Consider the following 4,401-nt stretch of genomic DNA (forward strand, 5'->3'; position numbering starts at 1 on the left):
CTTCTTTCCCATCCATCTAATTAACAATAACAAAAGATTAATGACTTCACTTATCTTTTCAGGCATATAATTTATTTATGGAGATGATTATTAATGCTTTATATAGATATGAGTCATGATCGACAGCGTTTCCAAGATCCGGTTGTTCCAGAAGCACTGGCTGAATACTTGCAAACTGCTCCTCAATACAAAGGAAAAGAATTACTTTATTTTTATCATCCTGAGGTGCCGACCATAATAATCGGCCACTACCAAGATGTTTATCATGAAGTTAATTTCTCGTATTTAAGAGAAAAGCAGATTGGCTTAGTTCGTCGAAATTCCGGTGGTGGCGCTGTTTTTATTGATCCGGGCGATTTAACCTATGTTTACATAGACACAGCACCAAAAGTGAAAACACCAAAATTCAATTCATACATTTCGCCTATTTTACTCGCATTAAAAGAACTTGGTATTAATGCGGAACAAACTGGACGAAATGATTTAACAGTTGATGGGAAGAAATTTTCTGGAATGTCATTCTCTCAAATTAAAGACCGGGTTTTGTATGGCGGTACACTAATGCTAAACGTTAACTTAGAAGAAGCAAATCGAGTACTAACACCGTCAAAATCTAAGCTTGAAGATAAAGGAATCGAATCAGTTAGAAGTCGCGTTACCAACCTTAAGGATTACATTAATATCCCATCTTTTACGACCAATGACCTTCGTGATTTGATTTTAAAACATGTAAAAGAGGAAAACAAAGACTTCAAAGCAACAAGGCTTTCAGAACAAGAATGGGCTGATATTATCGAACTTGGCCATCGTAAGTTCGGGACTAAAGAATGGATTTATGGCAGCAATTTAGCCCATTATTATGTTGACTCGTACTTTCACGGAATTGGTAGTATCGGGATTGCCTTTAACGTAAAAGAACACCAACTTGCTGATGTTAAAATTTATGGTGATCTTATGGTTATTAGTCAAAAAGTTGCTGAACAATTACAAGAAGAACTTGATGGCTGTCCCATAGTTCAAGACGAAATCAAACAAATTCTTATTAAATATAATCTTGATGGTAGTATCAAATCCGGGACGGCATCACAATTAGCAACTGAAATAATTAACGAGGCAGCAAATGAAAATACAACAAATTAAGATTCTTCAGTTAAATTGGGGACAACTATCACCGATCTGGCATCCATTAGTGATTGAAATTGAAACGGACCAGAAAATAGTTGGCTATGGTGAAGCAGGTGTTGCGTATAGTGCAGGAGTTAGCGCAGTTGCTCACCTTATTCAGGAACTAGGCCAAAGAATTATTGGGAAGAACCCCTTATTAATCAATCAAATTTGGCAAGACTTTTATGAACATACCTTTTGGGCTAAAGGCGGTGGAACCCTTTTTTATTCGGCCATCAGCGCAATTGATATTGCTCTATGGGACATTAAAGGGAAAACAGCTAACATGCCAATTTACCAACTCCTTGGCGGAAAGATCACTTCACATATTCACTCTTATGCTAGTCATATTGAATACGGCTGGGGACCTTTTTCGCGCTATGTTAAAACTCCCCATGACTTTTATCGGATTGCAAAGCGAGCGGTTGATGATGGTTACCAGACAATTAAGCTTGATCCCATAGACCAAGAAACGGATAATACCACCCTTTCATCACGTGGATTACTAACTCAAGAACAATTAAACCGAGCATATGAGCGAACTGCTGCTGTTCGTCAGGCATTAGGTCCAAATAAACAATTAATTCTTGATTGCCATGCCAATTTAAGGGTTGAATCTGCAATTCAACTGGCACATAGACTCTTACCGCTAAAAATTTATTACTTTGAAGAACCGGTACCAACAATCGATCCCCATGACTACGATACTATTGCTGATCAAACTTCAATACCGTTGGCTGTCGGTGAACACCTTACAATAGCTAAGTCATTTGCTCCATACATTCGTCAACGCAATATTGGAATTGTTCAACCTGATTTAGGAACTTGCGGTGGCTTTAGCATGGCTCGTCAAATCAATAGCCTTGCTCTCGTTAATGATATTAATCTTCAGCTTCATGTTTGCGGTAGTCCAATCGCGACAGCTGCGGCACTCCAGTTTGAAGCAGCAATGCCCAATTTTCTCATCCACGAAAATCATGAAATCACACTAAAGCAAGCGTACCGAGAAACATTAACCAAACCGTTAATAGCTAAAAATGGTGTCTACGAAGTTTCAACGAATGCCGGGCTTGGTGTAGAACTAAGCGATAAGGCAAGACATAATTCGGAAGTAATCATTGTTAAGTAAGAAGCTGGGAATTAACTTTCTTGGAGGGACGGTTGACTAACCTAGAACGATGAATGATGATGAACTCATCAGAATCGTTCGTAGTTAGGCTCGAGTCCCTCAGTTAATTCCCGCGATTAGACTCTATAAGTTCGGAGATCGCTAAATATGGATAGAGGATGAGAAAAAGCTAAACGTCTTTTCTCATCCTCTTTTGATAACTAATTAATATTATGTAAACTAGCCAAAATCAATCTTATTTAGCATCTGTTCTCGACTGGTTTGGTCCAGTCCTAAGTATTTTAACGTCATTGCTTCACTAGAATGATTAAGTAGGCTCATCACTAAGCCAATATTGTAATTACTTTGAACGTAAACCCGATAAGCACCGGTTTTGCGCATTGTATGTGTCCCTAAATAATTAATATCTAATAATTCGCCGACTTCATGCATTATGTTATAGAATTGTCGCTCATCAATGTGCTTCGTTGGTCTTGTAGTTGATGGAAAGAGCCATTCGGTTGTCCCTTCAAGGTGCATCTTTTTTAACCATTGCTGATACATTAGTAAATCGTTATTCACCGGTCGTAAATATAGCGTATTCTGTTTACCGGTTTTCTTATCCTTAATAAAGGCGTGTTCTCGCAACAGACCATTTTCTTCAAAGACATCTGATTGTTTTAAACGTAAAACGTCGCTAACCCGTAGCAAGGTCGCCTTACCAACTTGAAAAATGGTGTAGTTCCGTCGACCAGCCTTAAAATTGTGAAGGAGTGTGTCTTGAACATCAGCAAGAATATTCGAATCCTTAATTGGTAGTACTAATTGTTTCATTTTCTCCACCTAACATTAGTAATGTTATTATTCCGTTATTCATAATAATAACACATCTCCTATTTTCTTTAAAACACAATCCTATTATATCAGTATTTATGAAGTGTTATTATATACAAATAACACTTCCACCTCAGAAATTTATGCCTTTAGAATCGCTCTTTGTCTATAATTCCATTTAAAACTAAAATTAGCTCTCAGACGCAATGAAAATCAGTTAGACATGTAGTTGTCCATTTAATTTCCTCTGAGAGCTAATTTTATTTCAGCAATTATTTTTGATCATCTTTAAGCTGGTTAAGGAGAGCTTGGTCACGTTGCTCAACAATTTTCTTGCTGGCATCCCCTTGCCAATCAAAGAATCCTTTCCCTGTCTTTAATCCTAATTCATTTTGAGAGACTTTTTTAGCAAGTGCTGGATCCGTTCCGGTTTCGTTAGCTAAGTCTGCATATAAGTATGAACTAATATTCTTAAAAACATCTAACCCGCCGAGATCAGCACTGGCAACTGGACCAACTAAATTCCAGCGGCGTCCCAAACTATATTTAACAATGTCATCAACTGCCTCTGAACTAGCAATTCCTTGGTCAATAATATGGAAGGCCTCACGTAAGACCGCTAACTGAATTCGGTTACCGACAAAGCCAAGTGCTTCTTTCTTAAGTGGTACTGCGTGTTTACCAATCTTATTCATGAGTTCGACCGTCACATTAACCGTTTCTTGACTAGTGTTCTTACCAGGAACAACTTCAACTAACGGCATCAATTGGGCAGGATTCCAAAAGTGAGCAACGACAAACCGTTCTGGATGCTGAAGGACACTTTGTAAGGCAGTTGGACTTAATCCCGAAGTGTTAGTTGCCAAAATTGCTGACTCTTTAACGATCTTCTCAATTTCCGTCCAAACCGACTTCTTAATCTCCTCGTTCTCGACAATTGATTCAATTACAAAATCCGCATTCTGACAAGCATCAGTAAGATTAGTTGTATAAGTTAATCGGCTTAAAATTTTTTCCGGCTTTTCTGTAACCATTCCAGCGTCAACAAATGTTTTCAAATCATGACTAATTAGCTCTTTGCCACGCTGAAGTCCCGTTTGTTCACGATCATAAACTTTGACATTATAACCGTTCATTGCAAATTGAAGAGCAATTGCGTGACCCATTGTCCCAGCACCAATATTTGCAATCTCTTTAATCCCGGTTAATTCCATCGTCATCACACTCCTTAATGTTACTATTTAAATTATAATAGATTTCATTTAAAAAGTGATTGATATTCACCATATCCTTGA

General features: G+C 37.9%; 4 protein-coding genes. 2 read left to right on the forward strand and 2 right to left on the reverse strand.

Going from position 1 to position 4,401, the window contains the following annotated elements; translation table 11 throughout:
- Positions 1–93: 93 nt before the first annotated feature.
- On the forward strand, positions 94–1,140 hold the full coding sequence (gene lplA / locus HMPREF0549_RS04660) for a lipoate--protein ligase (RefSeq protein WP_003717110.1): 1,047 nt from the start codon (positions 94–96) through the stop codon (positions 1,138–1,140).
- Complete coding sequence (locus HMPREF0549_RS04665; protein WP_003717111.1) at positions 1,121–2,293, forward strand: mandelate racemase/muconate lactonizing enzyme family protein; 1,173 nt, start codon at positions 1,121–1,123, stop codon at positions 2,291–2,293. The genes lplA and HMPREF0549_RS04665 overlap by 20 nt, the downstream gene beginning before the upstream one ends.
- Before the next feature lie 219 nt (positions 2,294–2,512).
- Here HMPREF0549_RS04665 and HMPREF0549_RS04670 read toward each other — a convergent pair whose 3' ends face one another.
- Complete coding sequence (locus HMPREF0549_RS04670; protein WP_003717112.1) at positions 2,513–3,106, reverse strand: tyrosine-type recombinase/integrase; 594 nt, start codon at positions 3,104–3,106, stop codon at positions 2,513–2,515.
- A 272-nt stretch (positions 3,107–3,378) separates the two neighbouring features.
- Positions 3,379–4,320, reverse strand: coding sequence for a 3-hydroxyacyl-CoA dehydrogenase family protein (locus tag HMPREF0549_RS04675; protein ID WP_152378562.1), 942 nt, complete (start codon positions 4,318–4,320; stop codon positions 3,379–3,381).
- Between the last annotated feature and the right edge of the window lie 81 nt (positions 4,321–4,401).

The sequence above is a fragment of the Limosilactobacillus vaginalis DSM 5837 = ATCC 49540 genome (assembly GCF_000159435.1).
Classification (GTDB): Bacteria; Bacillota; Bacilli; order Lactobacillales; family Lactobacillaceae; genus Limosilactobacillus; species Limosilactobacillus vaginalis.

Bases quoted from the DNA above. Each gene is read 5' to 3' on its own strand.
- lplA (WP_003717110.1), top strand. From the start codon at position 94: ATGCTTTATATAGATATGAGTCATGATCGACAGCGTTTCCAAGATCCG.
- HMPREF0549_RS04665 (WP_003717111.1), top strand. From the start codon at position 1,121: ATGAAAATACAACAAATTAAGATTCTTCAGTTAAATTGGGGACAACTA.
- HMPREF0549_RS04670 (WP_003717112.1), bottom strand. From the start codon at position 3,106: ATGAAACAATTAGTACTACCAATTAAGGATTCGAATATTCTTGCTGAT.
- HMPREF0549_RS04675 (WP_152378562.1), bottom strand. From the start codon at position 4,320: ATGGAATTAACCGGGATTAAAGAGATTGCAAATATTGGTGCTGGGACA.